This window comes from Bosea beijingensis, assembly GCF_030758975.1.
GTDB classification, from domain to species: Bacteria; Pseudomonadota; Alphaproteobacteria; order Rhizobiales; family Beijerinckiaceae; genus Allobosea; species Allobosea beijingensis.
Genome location: NZ_CP132359.1, coordinates 5,302,287 through 5,319,178, shown reverse-complemented (window position 1 = coordinate 5,319,178; position 16,892 = coordinate 5,302,287). Strand labels below are relative to the sequence as shown.

General features: G+C 61.8%; 13 protein-coding genes and 1 pseudogene. 12 read left to right on the top strand and 2 right to left on the bottom strand.

Annotated features, from left to right (window positions below):
• Positions 1–24 precede the first annotated feature (24 nt).
• The 3 genes from Q9235_RS25525 (at position 25) to Q9235_RS25515 (ending at position 3,747) form a co-directional block, all read left to right on the top strand.
• A complete protein-coding gene (locus Q9235_RS25525; RefSeq protein ID WP_306224548.1) occupies positions 25–1,251 on the top strand; it encodes an NAD(P)/FAD-dependent oxidoreductase in 1,227 nt (408 codons plus the stop codon).
• Positions 1,252–1,255: 4 nt separating this feature from the next.
• Positions 1,256–2,257: a 4-hydroxyproline epimerase gene (locus tag Q9235_RS25520; protein ID WP_306224547.1), complete on the top strand. Its 1,002-nt coding sequence runs from the start codon at positions 1,256–1,258 to the stop codon at positions 2,255–2,257.
• 260 nt (positions 2,258–2,517) lie between these two features.
• Positions 2,518–3,747, top strand: coding sequence for a metal-dependent hydrolase family protein (locus Q9235_RS25515; protein WP_306224546.1), 1,230 nt, complete (start codon positions 2,518–2,520; stop codon positions 3,745–3,747).
• A gap of 23 nt (positions 3,748–3,770) precedes the next feature.
• Here Q9235_RS25515 and Q9235_RS25510 read toward each other — a convergent pair whose 3' ends face one another.
• On the bottom strand, positions 3,771–4,691 hold the full coding sequence (locus Q9235_RS25510) for a LysR family transcriptional regulator (protein WP_306224545.1): 921 nt from the start codon (positions 4,689–4,691) through the stop codon (positions 3,771–3,773).
• A 230-nt stretch (positions 4,692–4,921) separates the two neighbouring features.
• On the opposite strand from Q9235_RS25510, the gene Q9235_RS25505 reads away from it, so the two are divergent.
• From Q9235_RS25505 to Q9235_RS25485, 5 genes are read left to right on the top strand one after another with little or no spacing between them, the layout of a single operon-like run.
• Positions 4,922–6,463: an ABC transporter substrate-binding protein gene (locus Q9235_RS25505; protein WP_306224544.1), complete on the top strand. Its 1,542-nt coding sequence runs from the start codon at positions 4,922–4,924 to the stop codon at positions 6,461–6,463.
• A 55-nt stretch (positions 6,464–6,518) separates the two neighbouring features.
• Positions 6,519–7,436 carry an ABC transporter permease gene (locus Q9235_RS25500; protein ID WP_306224543.1) on the top strand — a complete coding sequence of 306 codons (918 nt, stop codon included), beginning with the start codon at positions 6,519–6,521 and terminating at the stop codon, positions 7,434–7,436.
• Positions 7,436–8,338, top strand: a complete 903-nt coding sequence (locus tag Q9235_RS25495; RefSeq protein ID WP_306224542.1) for an ABC transporter permease — start codon at positions 7,436–7,438, stop codon at positions 8,336–8,338. Before Q9235_RS25500 ends, Q9235_RS25495 begins: the two co-directional genes overlap by 1 nt.
• A gap of 8 nt (positions 8,339–8,346) precedes the next feature.
• Positions 8,347–9,357, top strand: coding sequence for an ABC transporter ATP-binding protein (locus tag Q9235_RS25490; RefSeq protein WP_306224541.1), 1,011 nt, complete (start codon positions 8,347–8,349; stop codon positions 9,355–9,357).
• On the top strand, positions 9,354–9,884 hold the full coding sequence (locus Q9235_RS25485) for an ATP-binding cassette domain-containing protein (protein ID WP_306224540.1): 531 nt from the start codon (positions 9,354–9,356) through the stop codon (positions 9,882–9,884). Before Q9235_RS25490 ends, Q9235_RS25485 begins: the two co-directional genes overlap by 4 nt.
• Here the strand turns inward: Q9235_RS25485 and Q9235_RS25480 are convergent.
• Positions 9,862–10,170: pseudogene (locus Q9235_RS25480) on the bottom strand (LysR family transcriptional regulator); the annotation flags it as partial. The gene Q9235_RS25485 and the pseudogene Q9235_RS25480 sit on opposite strands and share 23 nt — an antisense overlap.
• 567 nt (positions 10,171–10,737) lie before the next feature.
• Here Q9235_RS25480 and Q9235_RS25475 point away from each other — a divergent pair.
• The 4 genes from Q9235_RS25475 (at position 10,738) to Q9235_RS25460 (ending at position 16,770) form a co-directional block, all read left to right on the top strand.
• Entirely contained in the window at positions 10,738–12,303 is a 1,566-nt protein-coding gene (locus tag Q9235_RS25475) for a TolC family protein (RefSeq protein WP_306224539.1), read from the top strand.
• Positions 12,304–12,547: 244 nt separating this feature from the next.
• Complete coding sequence (locus Q9235_RS25470) at positions 12,548–13,222, top strand: efflux RND transporter periplasmic adaptor subunit (RefSeq protein ID WP_422678242.1); 675 nt, start codon at positions 12,548–12,550, stop codon at positions 13,220–13,222.
• Between the two features lie 99 nt (positions 13,223–13,321).
• Positions 13,322–14,653: an efflux RND transporter periplasmic adaptor subunit gene (locus Q9235_RS25465; RefSeq protein WP_306224537.1), complete on the top strand. Its 1,332-nt coding sequence runs from the start codon at positions 13,322–13,324 to the stop codon at positions 14,651–14,653.
• Positions 14,650–16,770: an HlyD family efflux transporter periplasmic adaptor subunit gene (locus Q9235_RS25460; RefSeq protein ID WP_306224536.1), complete on the top strand. Its 2,121-nt coding sequence runs from the start codon at positions 14,650–14,652 to the stop codon at positions 16,768–16,770. Before Q9235_RS25465 ends, Q9235_RS25460 begins: the two co-directional genes overlap by 4 nt.
• Positions 16,771–16,892: the final 122 nt, after the last annotated feature.

Here is a 16,892-nt window from a genome sequence, read left to right as displayed (position 1 = left end):
AAGTCGCCGCGGAGATCGGATCTTATGGCGAAGATTGTTATTGTAGGCGCTGGTATCGTCGGTTTGTGCTGCGCTCGCTCAGCGTTAGCCGACGGACATTTGGTTACGGTCGTCGATCCCGAGCCTCACGGTGACAAGGCATCCTTCGGAAATGCCGGCGGTATCGCGATAACCGAGATTATCCCTGCCTCAACCCCAGCCGTTTTTGCCCGGCTGCCCGGTTGGTTGCTTGACCCATTAGGACCGGTCGCGGTGCGTCCCCAGCACCTAGTGAAGCTTTTGCCATTTCTGTGGCGGTTCGCGCGATCGAGCTCACAGGCTGAGGTGAGCCGCATCACAAAGGTTCTAGCCGGGCTCCTGGCTTCCGCTGCCATCGATATTGGCGACTTATTGACAGAGATGGACCTCTCTCACGACCTTCAGCGTGCGGGCGCCTTGTGGGTTTACCGCAATGCCGCCGCGTTTGAGCGTGACGGGCCCGATCGCGAGCTTCGTCGCAGCTTCGGCATCGTCCTGGACGAGATGGACGGATGTGCGGCACGAGCGCTAGAGCCTTCACTGGGGCCTTCAGTCTTGCGCGCAGTGCTCGCTCCGCAATGGTCTCACCTTACCGATCCACGAAGGCTCACAGTAACATTACAGAAGAGGCTCGAAGCAAACGGCGTAAACTTCGAACGGCAGCGGGCACTGGCGGTCCGACGGGATATCCTTGAATGCGAATATCAGCACATTAGCTTCGACCATTTGGTTATCGCAGCTGGTGCCTGGTCGGGACAACTGGCCCGAAGTGTGGGTGATCGGGTGCTGCTCGAGTCCGAGCGAGGTTATAACCTGACGTTGCCGCATCCCGGAATTGACGTGACGCGCGAGCTTATATTCGCTGAAGACGCGTTCGTTGCTACTCCGATGGACATGGGGCTCCGGATTGGTGGTGCCGCGGAGTTCGCAGGTCTTGATGCACCACCCGATTTCCGACGCAGCGATGCGTTAGCACGGCGCGCCCGCGCTTATCTTCCAGATCTCAATTTGCGCGGCGGGGCACCTTGGGCCGGTCATCGGCCTGCTACCCCAGATTCTCTCCCCGTGCTCGGTCAATCGCCGCGCCGTTCGGATGTAATCTACGCATTTGGCCACGGCCATTGTGGATTAACGATGGCTCCTACAACCGGTCGGCTCGTAGCCGATATTATAGCGGGCCGCCCGACCTCAGTTGACCTTTCGCCCTGTTCAATCTCCCGATTTGGAGCATAGCGATATGAAACGGCACTCGTTCTTCTGTATCGACGCGCACACCTGCGGCAATCCAGTCAGGGTTGTGGCAGGAGGAGCGCCCATACTGGCCGGGCTGGATATGGCGCAGCGGCGGCAGCGGTTCGTTTCTGAACACGACTGGGTTAGGCGCGCCTTGATGTTCGAACCGCGGGGCCACGATGCGATGTCAGGCTCGATACTCTACCCACCTTCCCGCTCTGATTGCGATCTCGGCATCCTGTTTATCGAGGTCAGCGGGTGCCTCCCGATGTGCGGGCACGGAACGATCGGAACGGTGACAGTCGCCATCGAAGAGGGCCTCGTTCAGCCCGCAACTCCGGGACGTATGAAACTAGAAGTGCCTGCCGGCGTGGTTTCCGTCGATTTCACTCAGAAGGACGGATACGTCGACCAGGTCAGGCTGTTCAACGTGGCCAGCTATCTACATGCGGCAGACGTGAAATTAGACATTCCAGGATTAGGAGAGTTAGTTGTCGACGTTGCCTATGGCGGCAATTACTATGTGATCATCGAGCCACAACCCAATTGGAGTGGTCTGGATGGAATGAGGGCTTCTGAGATCACGAAGCTCAGTCCGATCGTTCGGGCAGCAGCACAAGAAGCCGTCGCACCGGTTCATCCCGACAATTCGCTTATCGCGGGCGTGAGCCATGTGATGTGGACCGATGGTCCCAAAAATGCGCGAGCTCATGCACGCAATGCAGTCTTTTACGGAGATGGAGGAATTGACCGTTCCCCTTGCGGAACCGGCTCTTCCGCACGAATGGCCCAGCGGCATGCCAAAGGGCTTATGGCCGTAGGCGACGAGTTCATTCATGAGAGCCTCATCGGTACGATGTTCGACTGCAGGCTCGAATCTGCTGCGCTTGTTGGAACGTCCCCGGCCATCATGCCGAGCGTCGCAGGTTGGGCACGCATCACCGGGCATAACACGATCTTTGTCGATGAGCGGGATCCATTACGACATGGGTTTTCTTTAGAGTAATTTCTACAGTCACCGTAGAGCAAAATTCCCTTTAGCGGCGCCGCAATCACGATACCCGCCCCTATGTTGTCAGATAAGATTCCCATGATCCGAGCTACATGCTTACGTTCTATTTCAGCGTCATCTTTTCAAAACGAGTTAGGTGCGACGAAAATTTTTCTAGACGAACCAATCATGCTTTATGACACCGCACGACTGCTCCTATCGACGTGGACGAAACTCTGAATTCTCTCTTTCAATCAATCGAAGACGAGGCATCCATGGACGATCTTCTTCTCACCAATGCCTGTGTCATGGATGTGATCGCCGGCACGGTCTCGTCAGAGCGCGAGGTGCTCATCAGACATGGGCGTATCGCCGAAATCGGGGAACCGACGGTAGGCGCGTCTTCCGCTCAGCGACTCGATCTGCGCGGCCGCGTGCTGATGCCCGGCCTTTGTGATGCGCACGTCCATGTGATCGTGCCGATGAACAGCTTCAAGCTGCTGACAACCTGGTCCCCATTTTACACAGCCATCCGCGCTCTCCCGATATTGGAGGGCATGCTGATGCGCGGCTTCACGACGGTGCGAGATGGCGGTGGCGCTGAGTTCGGACTTGCCCGTGCGGTCGAAGAGGGGCTCATTCCGTCGCCGCGCATTCTCTACAGCGGCAAGGCACTCTCCCAATCAGGCGGCCATGGTGACATGCGCGGCGCGGGTGAGAATGCCTATGACGGCCACTACGCCGTTCCGAGCCTAGGGCGCGTTTGCAACGGTGTCCCCGAGGTCAGAGCGGCCGCGCGGGACGAACTCCGGCGCGGCGCCTCCCAGGTCAAGATCATGGCCGGGGGTGGGATCGCCTCATACACCGATCCGATCGACAACGATCAGTTCTCGGAAGAGGAAATCCGCGCTGCGGTCGAGGAGGCGGCCATGGCGAACCGCTACGTCATGGCTCACACCTATACGGCCCGCCAAATCGCCCGAGCGGTTCGTTTCGGCGTCCGCTCTGTCGAGCACTGCAATTTTCTCGACGACGAGGCCGCGAGCCTGATCGCTGAACGGGATGCTTTCATGGTGCCAACGCTCGTCGCCTACGAGACGATGTGGCAGGAGGGCCTTGAGATCGGCATGCCTCCCGAGCTTCACGCGAAGATCAAGACTGTGCTCGACGTTGGCTCAGCATCTCTCGAGGTGGCCGCACGCCATAAACTGAACATGGCCTATGGGACGGATCTAATCGGGCCGCTGCACCGGCATCAGACCCTGGAATTTAAGATCAGATCCGAGGTGCTGTCGGTCGCGGAAGTGATCCGCTCCGCGACTTGTTACGCGGCAGATCTGTTTCAGATGCCAGGGCAATTGGGCGTTGTGGCGGTCGGGGCACGAGCAGATCTTCTCGCTGTCGACGGCAATCCGCTGGACGATATCAACCTGCTGGTAGGCCAGGGAGAAAAACTCGATCTGATCTTGAAGGACGGACGAATCTACAAGAACCGGCTTTCGTAATCATGCGCCGCCGTGCGTGCCCATCACACAAGGTTTCTGAGGCGGCTGGCGTCGCCGCTTGTGCAGGCGCGCCGGATTTCGTCCATCAGACTGTTGATCAGCGGCGAGGGTACAACCCATTCGGGGAAAACAAAGCCATAGGAGATTTTAAGCGACGGCCTGAAAGGCCGGAGCACAAGGTTGGCCGCGCCGGCAGACTGCGCCACAAGCGGATCTATGATGCCGCAGCCCAAGCCGCGAGCAACCATCTGAGTGGCAATGATACCGTTTGGAGCTTCGAAACGGATATCCAGATTGGTGCCGCGCTGCCTTGCCAGGCCTTCAATGAAGGTGCGCACTTTAGAACGCGGGTGCTGCATGACAAGTTCGAGGCCAATAAGGTCCTCGAATTCAACAACTGCACGCTCCGCGAGCGGATGCCCGACGGACATTGCGCACATGGCTTCGACTTCTATCAGGGGTTCCGTCCGGAATGCCGCGCTCTGTATGGGCAACACGGCGATACCAATGTCGAAGCTCTCCTTCTGGATCCACTCTTCGATGTCGAGTCTGATACGGGAATCGATCTCAGCGGTGAATTCCGGGTAACGCTGTGCGACCCGGCCGATTGCATCGATCACCAGTGCCGGTGCGAGGAATGGGGCCGTCAAGATGCGCAGATGTGCTCGCTCCATCGAACGCAACTGCCGCGCGACAGCTCCAAGGCGCCCAACACCAGCCAGCGCCACCTTAACTTGGAGAGCAAAATTTCGTCCCTCCTTGGTCAGTGCGAGCGGCTTCGACCGGCGGTCGAAGACCGTGAAGCCCAGTTCTGCCTCCAGGGCATTCAGGAGTCTGCCAATTTGAGGGGGCGTTCGATCAAGCTGTTCGGCCGCCTTCGCGATCGAGCCAGCTTCGACGAACGCCACCAGCGCTTCCAAGCCCCTGAAATTAAACATTTTCATCTCAATCTCGTGGCGACGCGCCTTGTTGTCGCGAGCTAGATAGGGAGTGGATTGCAAAAGTCGGTGCGCCACAAGTTTTCTCTTGATAATGCGTGAAAAGCTTTACATTATTCATATAGTGCGTTTTTAGATTTTTGAAGCACCGCGACGCTGCGGTCGCGGAGAAACGGGGATTGGCCCGGATGACGGCAATAGCCGCGACGGGCCGACGACATGTTCGGGAGAACGCGATGAGATTTGGTCTTTTTGCCCCAGCCAGCCTTGCTGCACTGTTGCTGAGTTCGCCTGTTCAAGCCGGCAAGGCCAATGACACGCTGACTTGGACGACGTCGAGCGAAGTAGAGACGGCGGATATCTATTATGGCAACTCGCGCGAAGCGTTGATCACCGCCTATTCTCAATGTGACACGCTGATCCATCGCGACCCGATCTCACAAGAGTACAAGCCGCTCCTCGCCACGAGCTGGAAGTGGATCGAGCCCACCGTCCTGGAACTTGAGCTTCGCAAGGGTGTGAAGTTCCACAACGGAGCGGATTTCACGGCAAATGACGTTGCCTACACGCTCAATCATGTGGCGGCGCCGGACAGTAACATGGTGCTGCGCGTGCTGGTCGACTGGATCAAGAACGTGGAGGTGGTCGCTCCCTATCGAGTGCGTATTCACACCAACGCGCCAACGCCGGCCGCCTTCGAATATCTTTCGGGAACGACGCCAATCTATCCCGCTGGGCATTACGAGAAGGCGCCCGAAGTTCCGGCCGCCGGCGGCAAGGTGCGCAAGGATTGGGGGGCGGTACAGCCCGTCTGCACCGGCCCCTACAAGCTCACCCAGTTTCGAGCGGGCCAGACCCTGACTTTGGAGAAGAATGCCGCCTATTTCGACGGCAGCCCGAAGGGGAAGCCAAGCATCGGCAAGATTGTTTTCCGGACAATCAAGGACCCGGAGACCCAGGTCGCCGAACTCGTATCCGGCGGTGTGGACTGGGTTTGGGGCGTACCCAAGGAGAATGCGGCTCCGCTGGCCGCGATGGGCAACCTTAAGGTTTCCGCCGCTCCGACCATGCGCATTTCCTTCCTGATGGTAGATTCCGCCGGCCGGAGCGGCGACAGCCCATTGAAGGACGTGCGGGTGCGTCAGGCGATGGCCCACGCCATTGATCGCCAGGCGATCGCAAAGGACCTGGTTGGCGATTCCTCCATCGTCCAGGAGGCGATGTGCGTGCCACTGCAGTTCGGCTGCGACACCAAGGTTAAACAGTACGAATACAATCCCGCGCGAGCAAAGGATCTCCTTAGGGAAGCAGGGTACCCGAACGGCCTGAAGCTCGATTTCTACGCGTATCGCGACAGGCCGTTCTCCGAGGCCGTAACGAACTATCTGCGCGCAGTCGGGATCGAGACCAACATCCAGTTCTTGACCTGGCGAGCACTCAGGCCGCTGGTCCAAAGCGGAAAAGCCGGGCTCACGCACATGACCTACGGCTCCAACGGGATCTTGGATGCGTCTGCATCCGCCGGCTACTATTTCAATGGCGATGTCGAAGATTATGCGCGCGATGCCGAGCTCACGGCCACACTGAAGCAAGCTGAAGGCACCGTCGACGAGACGCAGCGCAAACACCTCTACACCAGGGCGCTGAGCCGGATTGCGGACCAAGCCTACGCCATACCGCTCTTCATCTATGGGCGGACCTACGCCTTCAACAGGCAACTCGACTATCCGGTAACGTCGGACGAGCTCGCGCACTTCTATCTCGGCAAGTGGAACTGATGAGCTTCACGGCCGCAAATCTCCGCAGCGCTGCGGACAAGCCAGGTTCCCGGCAATGCTGACCTTTACGGTGAGGCGCGGGCTGCTGACGCTTGGCGTGATCTTCGTCACCTCGGTTATTGCCTTCCTGCTCGTCCATCTTTCGGGCGATCCCGCGGCGGCGATGGTGGGAGAGGGAGCCTCAGCAGCTGATGTCGCAGCGGCCAGGACGCTATATGGCTTCGATCGGCCTCTCGTACAGCAATACGGCGAATGGGTTGCTCGGCTGCTATCGGGCGATTTCGGGCGGTCCTTCTATCTGCGCATGAACGTCAGCGAGATCATTTTCGATCACCTCCGGGTGACGGGCACATTAAGTCTCACCGCCCTTGCCTTTGCCCTGACCCTCTCGATCCCCCTCGGGGTGTTGGCGGCTCTCCGTCCCGGATCACTGATCGACCGCTTCTCGCTGGTGCTGGCCGTAGCCGGGCAGTCGATGCCGTCCTTCATCTTCGCCTTGGGGCTCAGCTACTTCTTCGGCGTCTATCTTGGCTGGCTGCCAATCTCTGGGGCGCAGAGCTGGCAACATTACGTACTGCCTTCGATAGCGCTTGGGTATTACTCGACGCCGGCCCTGATGCGCCTGACCCGCTCGGGAATGATCGAGGTCCTGGAGTCGGACCATGTCCGCACCGCACGCGCTTATGGATTGGCGCCCTGGCGGGTTGTGATCCGTCATGGACTGCGCCACGCGATGGCGCCGGTCGTTGCGCTCGTGGCTGTCCAGCTCGGCTTCATGCTCGGCGGCTCCGTCGTGATCGAGACGATCTTCCAACTTAACGGCATCGGCCAACTGGCCTGGGAATCGATCCAGCGCGCCGATATCGAGGTGATCCAGGCGATCTTGCTATTTGCCGCCACAACCTATGCGATCCTGACTTTCATGGCCGATCTGGCGAACGTCATGATCGACCCGCGTATCCGGGTGTCGTGATGGCTCTCGTCACAGACAGCACGATCACGGTCGAACTGCCGCTGTCAGCGAGGCGCATCCTTTTGCGCAGAGCGCTGGCGCACCGGAGCCTCGTCGTCGGAAGCACGATTCTCTTTGTGATCGTCCTTCTATCGATGCTCGCTCCGTTCCTGACCTCGGCGGATCCAACCTTGCAGAATCTGGCACAACGTTTTGTGCCGCCCGTCTGGAACGTCGCCGGGAGCTGGGGTCACCCGCTTGGGACCGACAGCCTGGGCCGGGACAATTTCGCGCGATTGCTTTACGGCGCCCGGATCTCGCTCCTGGTCGGCATACTGACAGTCGCGCTCTCAGCGTTGATCGGCACGACGCTGGGTATCTGCGCGGGCTACTTCGGCGGACGTGTTGATGCGGTGATCACCTTCGTGATCACCGTTCGGTTAGCGCTTCCGGTTACGCTCGTGGCACTCGTGGTCGTGGCGCTGGTCGGTAGCTCGCTTCAACTCCTGATCCTCGTCATCGGGCTCCTGCTGTGGGATCAGTTCGCGATCGTCTCACGCAGTGCAACGCAGCAATTGATGAGCCGCGAGTTCATCACGGCGGCCCGTACGATCGGCAGCTCGCACTGGCGCACCCTTCTGGTGGAGATCCTGCCCAATATTCGAGGGCCGTTGATCGTCGTCGTCTCTCTGGAGCTCGCCCATGCGATCCTGGCGGAGTCAGCTTTGTCATTCCTTGGACTTGGCGTGCAACCGCCGGCTCTGTCCTGGGGTCTGATGATCTCCGAGGCCAAGAACCAGCTGATGTTCCGCCCCTGGATCGTCGCGATCCCCGGTGTCGGACTTATCCTGCTCATTCTGGCGATCAACCTGATCGGCGATGCCCTGCGCGACCTGACAGCTCCGGAGGGCCGCGCCGGATGAGTTCGCCATTGCTCGACATCGAAGGGCTGCGGATCAGCATTCAGACCCATGATGGGATTCTGCGTCCCGTGCGGCATTTCGACCTGACACTGGAGCGCGGAGAAACCCATGCCATCGTCGGCGAATCCGGCTGCGGCAAAAGCATGACGGCCCTCGCCATCATGCGCCTGTTGAAGCCCGGCATCCGGGTCGATGCGGAGAAGCTGGAACTCTCTGGCGTGTCACTTCTCGGTCTTTCGCCGAAGCGGCTTCGGGCGCTGCGCGGTGAGCGCATCGCGATGATCTTTCAGGATCCGATGACAGCGCTCGATCCGTGCTATCGGATCGGCGACCAAATGACCGAGGTCTTCCGTCAGCATCGTGCGGTAGGCCGCCGCGAGGCCCTGGACAGGGCGGTCGATCTCCTTGGGAAGGTTGGCGTCCCATCGCCAGCGGAACGCGTCCGGCAATTTCCGCAGCAGCTATCGGGCGGCCTGCGGCAGCGCGTCATGATCGCCATGGCGCTACTCTGCGAACCTGAGCTCATCATCGCCGATGAACCGACCACCGCTCTCGACGTGACCACTCAAGGGCAGATCCTCCGGCTGCTCAAAACAATCCAACAGGAGACGGGTGTCGGCCTGATCCTGATTACCCATGATGTAGGCGTAGTGTCCGCTATGGCCGACCGAGTGACGGTGATGTACGGCGGCGAAGTCGTCGAGACCGGCCGCTGTCATGAGGTCCTCGGCTCGCCGTCGCATCCCTATACGGAGGGACTGCTGCGCTCCATCCCGATGTTGGGACAGGACCGTGAGGCGCCGCTCGGGTTCATCCCGGGGATGGTGCCCAGGCAAAAGGGCGAACTTGCGCGCTGCGGCTTTCTGGAGCGGTGTCCCTACGCAAATTCGGAATGCGCCGCGAAGCCAATCTTGCTGCGAAGTTTCGCTCCCCGGCGAAAGGCACGCTGCCTGCGCTCGGAAGAGATACAAGCGAGTGACGGTTCCGTCTGGCTTGGCCAAGCGGAGGCCGCAGCATGAGCGGTCTGGCACTGCGTGTCGTGAATGCCACGCGAACCTATCATATCCGCAATGGCTTTCGAACCAGCCACGCTCTGCACGCGCTGCGTGGTGTCGATCTCGAGGTACAGCGCGGCGGGACGCTCGGCATCGTCGGCGAGTCGGGCTCCGGCAAAAGTACGCTGGCAAAACTCGTTCTCGGAATCGAGAAGCCGAGCAGCGGGGCTGTTTCGGTGGGTGGCAGGCCGATCGTTTCCTACTCGCGATTGGAGCGCGCGCGGCTGATCCAGGCAGTCTTCCAAGATCCCTACTCCTCGCTCAATCCGATGATGCCGATCGAGAGGATCATCGCCGCGCCGCTCAGCATCCAAGGTACGGACCGTTCCACGATAGCCGGCAAGGTCGCGATGATCGCCGGGCAAGTCGGACTCTCGGCCCATCATCTACGGGCTTATCCATCGCAGCTCTCTGGCGGGCAGCGCCAACGCGTGGCGATTGCCCGGGCGCTGATCGGCTCGCCGGAGAGCCGAACATCGACGAAGCGGTGACGCTCAGCGTGCCTGTCGGCTTGCCGAAGGTTGCGGCAGCAGCGGCTTCCGCCTCGCTCAGCGCGAACAGAAGCCTCTGGCAGTCGTTCAGATACCGGCTTCCAGCGTCCGTGAGCTTGAGCGAGCGTGTCGTCCGGGTCAGGAGGCGCGCGCCGATAGCCTCTTCGAGCGATGAAACGATCCGCGTCACGGCAGGCGGGCTCATGTTGAGCTGACGCCCGGCGCCGGCGAAGCTGCCGGTCTCGCCGACCTTCACGAAAACCCTCATCGCCTGCCATCGATCCATACTTGATCCATTCCCGCGATGAACATCGGCACCAGCCACGTTGGTCAGGGCTGGCGGAAGAGGTAACTTAGAAATGCCCGCCGCGATCGCAAGAAGCCAGGCTCTCGCGGGCATTCTGCGTATCGTTTGCATCGCAATTGGGCGCCGGCATGCGCCACTTGCCGACACTGGATGATGGCCACGAAGCAGACGTTCGCAGCGAGCGCCCGTGCCCAAGGATTTCAACGCGCAAGCTTGGAGATTTCCCACGGGAGCAATCGTCGACCGTAGGGTTTCGTCAACCGAGGCAAAGCGATTTCTGATCCGGCGGGCGAATCCGCCTACCCAGTCGCTGGGAGAATCGGCAGCTCGGGTTGAAGCAGCTCGACGATTGTGCCGTCCATCCTGATGCCGTGTCTGTCACGGACATCCCGCGATCGCGAAATCTGCGGAATCGATGCGTTGCCGCAGTCGGGAGAAGCTACCTGCGCGAGAGGCGCGCACACGCCTCAGTTGTAGAATGCATATTTATTAGTCTTTTATTAACCATGATGGCCGAAGTTTCTGGAGCGCGCCTTTAGGAGCGCCGTGCCCGACGCAGCGTGCCGGCAGCACACCGGCAGACTCCGAGGTGGCTCCAAAATGATATCGATGACCTACCGTAAGCTATCTATTTCACTGTCTGCTTTGCTTGTTGCGGGATGCACTATCAATCCGGAAAAATTGACTACGGCAGAACTGGCCTCCATGGCTTCCAATAATCTGAGCCAGGTAACGATCGATCAGGAACCTGTCCAAGGCTCCATCGACCTTTACGAGGCGATGGCTCGCGCGTTGAAGTACAACCTCGATCATAAGGTCGAAGTTTTCGAGACTGTCGTCAGGACGGCCGAGCTGAGCGCCGCTCAATATGACATGCTTCCTGGTCTCGCCGTCAGCGCCGGTTACGGCGCTCGCGACAACTACAGCGCTTCCAGCAGTTTCAACCTTGTCACCCGCACGCCCAACTTCGGAGCCTCGACCTCGCAGGAGCGCGAATCCGTCGTTGCCGAGGCCGCCCTGAGCTGGAACGTCCTCGATTTCGGACTGTCCTACGTCCGGGCTCAGCAATCCGCCGACAAGGTTCTCATCGCTGCCGAGACACGGCGCAAGGTCGCCAATCGCATCATCGAGGATGTCCGGACCGCCTATTGGCGCGCGCTGGCGGCCGACCGGCTCATCCGCAAGCTCAACGCGCTCGAAGGCCGGACCCGCAAGGCGCTGGCCAGCACCGACAAGATCTCGACGGAGGGGCAGGCCTCGCCGATCACCTCCCTCACCTATCAGCGCGAATTGCTCGAAGTCCGGCGGACGATTCAGGAGTTGCAGCGGGATCTCACCATCGCCAAGCAGCAGCTCGGCGCCCTGATGAACCTGCAGCCCGGCGAGAACTTCCAGCTGGTCGCGCCGCACCGCGGCGGCGTGCTGCGCACGCCGGGCAAGGTTCGCTCGATGATCTGGACCGCGCTGCAGAACCGGCCGGAACTGCGCGAGCTGGAGTACCAGAAGCGGATCAACCTGAAGGAAGCGGACGCCGCGCTTCTGTCCATGCTGCCGGGCATCCAGCTCTATGCCGGGCCGAATTTCGACAGCAACGACTTCCTCCTCAACAACAACTGGATGGGCTGGGGCGCCAAGGCCACCGGCAACCTGCTCAAGATCCTGAAATATCCGGCCCAGAAGGCCGTCATCGACAAGCAGGAAGAACTGCTGGAGCAGCGCGGACTGGCAATCACCATGGCGATCATGACCCAGGTCCATGTCAGCAATATCCGGTTCCAGCATCTGAGGAAGGAACTGGCTTCGGCGACACAGTATTTCGATGTGCAAAGCCGGCTGCTCGGCCAGATGAAGGCACAGACCGCTGCCGAACGAATCAGCGAACAGACGCTGATCCGCGAGGAGATGAACACCCTGCTGGCGGAGCTGCGTCGCGACCTCGCCTATTCCGGCCTGCAGAATGCCTATGCCAATCTCTACGCCTCGATGGGCATGGACGGCTATGTCAGCGATATCGACTTCCAGATACCGGTCAAAGAGCTATCGCAATCGCTGGCAAACCTCTGGCAAGAGCGCGGTAGCGGCCGCGCGGCACTGAACGCTCCGGAAATCTAAAATGCCGAATATTAAGCATCGATCACCTTTCTTGGAACAATAGATCGAAGTCATCATTTTAGAACTCCGGTCGAAACACATGAACACAACCATATAATCTATAAATTTTTATTATTATTGCCTCGAAACACGCAACTATACGGCAAGGCGGAGCAATCAACCTATGCCCATGAAGCCTAAACTCCCGTGCTCAATCGCGGCACTCGGCCTCATCCTCAGTGGCGTGGCCGCCGCGAACCAACCCGTGCAACCGCGCGACACCCCTGTCCGCGGGGTCGTGAGGCCGGTCGACCAGGCGGCGATATCGAGCGAGCTGGCCGCCCGCATCACCGAACTGCCCCGCAAGGAAGGCCAGTCCTTCCGAAAGGGCGATCTATTGGCCGCCTTCGACTGCCGCCGGCATCAGGCCGAAGCGCAAGCGGCGGAGGCTGCCTTCCGCGAAGCCCGCATCGCCCATGAAAGCCAGGTTTATCTCCAGCGCAATCAGGCCGGCTCGCGCTATGACAGCGAAACGGCCAAGGCACGGGCCGACAAGGCCGGCGCCGAAGCTGCCTCTCTCGCCGTTCGGCTCGACCAGTGCCGCGTCAATGCGCCGTTCAATGGCCGCATTGCCGAGCTTGGCGTCTATGTCCACGAGACCCCCGCGCCTGGAAAGCCCTTCCTGACGATCATCGACGACTCGGCCCTGGAGGTCGAACTGATCGTGCCTTCCGCCTGGCTGGGATGGCTCAAGCAAGGCACCGCCTTCGCCTTTGCGGTCGACGAGACCGGCGGCAGCTACAGCTCTCATATCGCCCGCATCGGCGCAGCCGTCGATCCGGTCAGCCAGACGATCAAGGTCGTCGGTACGCTGGATAGCCCTGACGGCCGGGTCATGGCCGGGATGAGCGGCTCTGCCAGCTTCGCGAGCGGTCTGTGAGGCGCCATGGTCAGCGTCTCGCTCAACGAATTGCGATCCGGAGGCGTTTCGCAAGCGCATCAGAGCAAGGCCGGGGCAGCCCCGGGCCAGGAGGGCGGAATGGGCGCCCTGCGGGCGCTGATGCGGCTCGAAGCCGCCATTCGCAGAGCAGGAACATCGCAGGAGCTGTTCTTCCTCGTCGCGAATGAGGCGCGGGCGCTTCTGCGCGCCCGGCAGATATTCGTTTTGGAAGACGAACGCCCCGACCAACCCGGAATCGTCGCGATCAGCGGTCTGCCGACGGTCGAGCGCGGCTCCCCGCTGGTTCAGGACCTTGAGCGCGGTATCAGGCATCTGGCCGCGCAAGCCGGGCCCAAGGGCCTCTTCGAACCGCGCGAATTTCGTCTGGAAAGCCTCGGTGCCGACCAGCATTCGCCGGCGCTTAGCGCCTATGCACTGCAGGAAATGCTCTGGCTGCCGCTGCCGCCCTCGGCCACCAGTCCCTCTGGTGGGCTTCTGCTCGCGCGTGAAACGCCCTGGAGCGAGGCCGATATCGGCATCGCCCATCACCTCGCAGATGCCACGAATTATGCACGCCATGCCCTCGCGGCACGGCCACGACGCAAGCGGCGCCGGATCGGCAGCAAGGCTGCCGTGGCGGGGGCGGTCCTTCTGCTGGCGCTCGGATTCGTGCCGGTTCCGATGGCGATCCTGGCGCCGCTGGAGGTGATCGCCCGCGAGCCCTATGTCGTCTCCAGCGGCCTCGACGGCATCGTCGAGGCGCTGCTCGTGAAGCCCAACGAAACCGTCAGCCAGGGCCAGCCGGTTGTGCGTCTCGTTGGGGTGGAGCTCCGCAACAAGCTGGAAATCGCGGAGCGCGAGGTCCAGGTCGCCGCGGCGCGCCTGCAGAAGGCGCGCCAGCTCGCCTTCGCCGATGCGCGCGGCCGTCACGAGATGGCGCTGATGCAGGCCGAGTACGATCTGCGCGTGGCCGAGCGCAACTTCGCCCGCGATCAGCTCGACAAGACGGAGCTGAAGGCCGGCCGCGCCGGCATCGCAGTCTATGGCGACGGCAAGGACATCATCGGCCGCCCCGTTGCCGTCGGCGACCGGCTGATGGAGATCGCCGACCCGGCCTCCATCGATGTGCAGATCGATATTCCGGTCGGTGATGCGCTGGTCGTGAAGCCCGGCGCCGAAGTGAAGCTCTTCCTCGACTCGAATCCGCTTGATCCCGTCGGAGGCCGGATCGTCCGCGCCGATTACAAGGCGCGCCCGCGCGACGGCGCGACGCTCGCCTACCGGGCCATCGTCCAGTTCGACGAGGCACCCGCTCCCGCACCCCGACTCGGCGTGCGCGGTACGGCCCAGGTCTATGGCGAGGATGTGCCGCTCTGGTTCTATCTGCTGCGCAGGCCGATTTCCGCGTTCCGGCAATGGAGCGGGCTGTGACGGCGCTGACCGAGGCCCCGCCGCTCCCGGTCCTGAGACCGGACCTCGCCCTGCTGCAGGGCGCGCCCGGCCGGCAGGGCGAGCCGCGCTGGCTGATCCATGACGCCCTGCAACAGCGCTTCATCCAGCTCGAAGACACCGCGCATCGCCTGCTCACGCTCTGGCCGCTATGCCGTACTGCCGGCGAACTCGCCAGTGCGATGGAGCGCCATTTCGGCATCGAGGTCGATGCGCGGGAGATCGAGGCCTTCGTCGCCTTCCTGCACACCAATCACCTGACCGCCGGCGACGACTGGCGACGGCTGCATGCGCTCAGCCAGCAGCATCGTTCCCTGATCTGGCGCGCGCTGCACGGCTATCTCTTCGTCCGCATCCCGCTGCTGCGGCCCAACGCCTTCCTGCAGCACAGCTTTCCGGCGGTGTCCTTCCTGTTCACCCGCACGGCCTTCGCCATCCTGATGCTGGTCGGGGCTGGCGGGCTTTATCTGGCGTCGCGCCAATGGGAGGCCTTCGTCACCACCTTCAGCTATCTCTTCACCGTCGAGGGCTTTCTTGCCTTCGCCGCCACGCTGGTACTGGTCAAGATCGCCCACGAGCTCGGGCATGCCTATATGGCGGTGCGCTTCGGCTGCGCGATTCCGACCATGGGCATCGCCTTCGTCGTGCTGACGCCGATGCCCTATACGGACGTAACCGATGCCTGGCGGCTGCAGGACCGGCGCCAGCGTCTGCTGATCGACAGCGCCGGCATGCTGGTCGAACTCGGCATCGCCGCCATCGCAACGCTGCTGTGGTCCTTCCTGCCCGACGGCCCCTTGCGCTCGATGGCATTCATGCTGGCGACCGTTGGCTGGCTGATGAGCCTGGCGGTCAATCTCAATCCCTTCATGCGCTTCGACGGCTATTATCTGGCTTCCGATATCGTCGGTATCGAGAACCTGCAGCCGCGCGCCTTCGCGCTGGGGCGCTGGCGGCTGCGCGAGTTGCTCTTCGGCCTCGGCCTGCCCAGTCCCGAGCGACTGCCCGCCGGGACGCAGGCGCTCCTGATCGTCTATGCCTGGATGACCTGGGTCTACCGGCTGGTGCTGTTTCTGGGCATCGCGCTGTTCGTCTACCACTACTTCTTCAAGGCACTCGGCATCGCGCTGTTCCTGGTGGAGATCATCTATTTCATCGCCTTCCCGATCGCCTCCGAACTTGCGGCCTGGTACCGCATGCGCAGACCAATCCTGACGAGCCGGCGTAGCTGGATCACCGGGGCGCTTCTTGCGCTGGCGCTTTGCGCTGTGCTGGTCCCGTGGTCGCGTACGATCCGGGTCCCGGCCTTGCTGGAAGCCGCGGAAACCGCACAGCTCCATGCACCACGCCCTGCCCTCGTCACACGCGTCTCCGTCGCACAGGGGGAAGAGGTCGTCGCCGGCCAGGAGCTGATCAGCCTGCGCTCGCCTGCGCTCGAACAGGCCCTGACCGACGCCCGCATCCGGCTCCAGTTGAACAGCTTGCGCATGGCGCGCCGCGCCGGCGACGAGCTCGACCGCGAAGAGACGACCGTCCTCGACAACGAACGCCGCGCCCTGCTCGGCCGCATCGAAGGCTTGGCGCGCGAAGCGGCGCAACTCACCATCGCGGCGCCGATCGCCGGCCGTGTCCTGGAAATCGGCACCGGCCTGCATCCCGGTCGCTGGGTCAATCCGCGCGAGCAGCTAGCCCTCGTCGGCCGGCCGGACCGCCTCAGCGCCCGCGGCTATGTCGCCGAGAAGGATCTTTGGCGCGTCCAGCCGGATGCTCCCGCCACCTTCATCCCGGAAATGCCGACGCGGGCAGCCGTCTCCCTGCAGCTCGACGACGTCTCGCTTGCCGGCGTGACGGCGCTCGACCTTGCGGAACTCGCCTCGACTCATGGCGGGCGCGTCGCCGCGACTGAAGACCAGCAGCGGCGCCTTGTGCCGAAGAGCGGAGAGTTTCTGGCCGTTTTCGCCGCGGCGCCGGATGAAACCGACCCGGCACCGGAGCGCGCGATCCGAGGTCTGATTCATCTGCGGGGTGAAGCTGAAAGTATCGCCGCTGGTGCCTGGCGGCAGGTGCTCAAGGTGCTCGTCAGGGAGAGCGGCGCCTGATCTCAGGCGCCGCGGCAAACGGGGAAACGAAAAGGCCGACAGCAACGGCCGAGGTGATCGGAGCTGCAGGCAGCTCCCAAGAAACGACCAGAAGACGAACCGAGTGCGGGATACCGCGACGC

What these genes read in the sequence shown, in the direction of transcription:
- Q9235_RS25515 (WP_306224546.1), top strand. Translation starts at nt 2,518, where the DNA reads ATGGACGATCTTCTTCTCACCAATGCCTGTGTCATGGATGTGATCGCC.
- Q9235_RS25495 (WP_306224542.1), top strand. Translation starts at nt 7,436, where the DNA reads ATGGCTCTCGTCACAGACAGCACGATCACGGTCGAACTGCCGCTGTCA.
- Q9235_RS25525 (WP_306224548.1), top strand. Translation starts at nt 25, where the DNA reads ATGGCGAAGATTGTTATTGTAGGCGCTGGTATCGTCGGTTTGTGCTGC.
- Q9235_RS25465 (WP_306224537.1), top strand. Translation starts at nt 13,322, where the DNA reads ATGGGCGCCCTGCGGGCGCTGATGCGGCTCGAAGCCGCCATTCGCAGA.
- Q9235_RS25485 (WP_306224540.1), top strand. Translation starts at nt 9,354, where the DNA reads ATGAGCGGTCTGGCACTGCGTGTCGTGAATGCCACGCGAACCTATCAT.
- Q9235_RS25505 (WP_306224544.1), top strand. Translation starts at nt 4,922, where the DNA reads ATGAGATTTGGTCTTTTTGCCCCAGCCAGCCTTGCTGCACTGTTGCTG.
- Q9235_RS25520 (WP_306224547.1), top strand. Translation starts at nt 1,256, where the DNA reads ATGAAACGGCACTCGTTCTTCTGTATCGACGCGCACACCTGCGGCAAT.
- Q9235_RS25500 (WP_306224543.1), top strand. Translation starts at nt 6,519, where the DNA reads ATGCTGACCTTTACGGTGAGGCGCGGGCTGCTGACGCTTGGCGTGATC.
- Q9235_RS25510 (WP_306224545.1), bottom strand. Translation starts at nt 4,691, where the DNA reads ATGAAAATGTTTAATTTCAGGGGCTTGGAAGCGCTGGTGGCGTTCGTC.